This is a genomic window from Streptomyces sp. DH12, from assembly GCF_020873895.1.
Lineage (GTDB): Bacteria > Actinomycetota > Actinomycetes > Streptomycetales > Streptomycetaceae > Streptomyces.
The window spans coordinates 1-1,157 of sequence record NZ_JAHWGT010000101.1 but is presented as its reverse complement, the minus strand read 5'-3'; the positions used below and the strand labels follow the sequence as shown (position 1 = coordinate 1,157).

The 1,157-nt window shown below is 74.5% G+C and carries 1 protein-coding gene; it reads left to right on the top strand.

The features are described from left to right. On the top strand, positions 1-1,157 hold a 1,157-nt coding region (locus LPA54_RS32735; RefSeq protein ID WP_228984395.1), incomplete at both ends, for an alpha-amylase family glycosyl hydrolase.

Here is a 1,157-nt window from a genome sequence, read left to right as displayed (position 1 = left end):
ACGCGCTGGTCCGCGAGGCGCACCGGCTCGGCCTGAAGGTGATCGTCGACGTCGTCCCCAACCACACCTCCCACCAGCACGTCTGGTTCCAGGAAGCGCTGCGCGCCGGGCCCGGCTCCCCGGCCCGCGACCGCTACGTCTTCCGCGACGGCCGCGGCCGGAACGGCGAGCTGCCGCCCACCGACTGGCAGTCGGTGTTCGGCGGCAGCGCGTGGCAGCGGGTGCCGGACGGGCAGTGGTACCTGCATCTGTTCGCCGCCGAGCAGCCCGACCTGAACTGGGACCACCCGGACGTCCGCGAGGACTTCCGCACCACCCTGCGCTTCTGGTCCGACCGGGGCGTGGACGGCTTCCGCGTCGACGTGGCGCACGCCCTCACCAAGGACCTCGAGGAGCCGCTGCGCGACCTCGGCGACCACGCGGCGGGCGGCGAGGCGGCCCTCGCCGACTTCCCGCCCGGCACGCATCCGTTCTACGACCGCGACGAGGTGCACGAGATCTACCGCGACTGGCGGAAGATCTTCGACACGTACACCCCGCCCCGTACGGCCGTGGCGGAGGCGTGGGTGCCCGGCGCCCGGCGCGCCCTGTACGCCCGTCCGGACGAGCTGGGCCAGGCCTTCAACTTCGAGTACCTCGAGGCCGCGTGGGACGCGGAGGAACTGCGCCGGGTCATCACCGACTCGCTGGCGACCGCGCAGGCGGCCGGCGCCTCGGCGACCTGGGTGCTGTCCAACCACGACGTGGTGCGGCACGCCTCCCGGCTGATGCTGCCGCCCGGCACGGACACCAACGCCTGGCTGCTGTCCGGCGGCCACGCCCCCGCCGTCGACCCGGAGGCGGGTCTGCGGCGGGCCCGCGCCGCCACCCTGCTGATGCTGGCGCTGCCCGGCTCGGCGTACGTCTACCAGGGCGAGGAACTCGGGCTGCCCGAGGTCGCCGACCTGCCCACGGAGGTCCTCCAGGACCCGATCTGGGAGCAGACCGGCCATGTCCGCAAGGGCCGCGACGGCTGCCGCGTCCCGCTGCCGTGGACCACGACCGGCCCGTCGTACGGCTTCGGCGCGAACGGCGCGTGGCTGCCGCAGCCGCCGTCCTTCGCCGCGTACGCCGTGGAGGCGCAGGACGGGGCGGAGGACTCCACCCTGGAGCTGTAC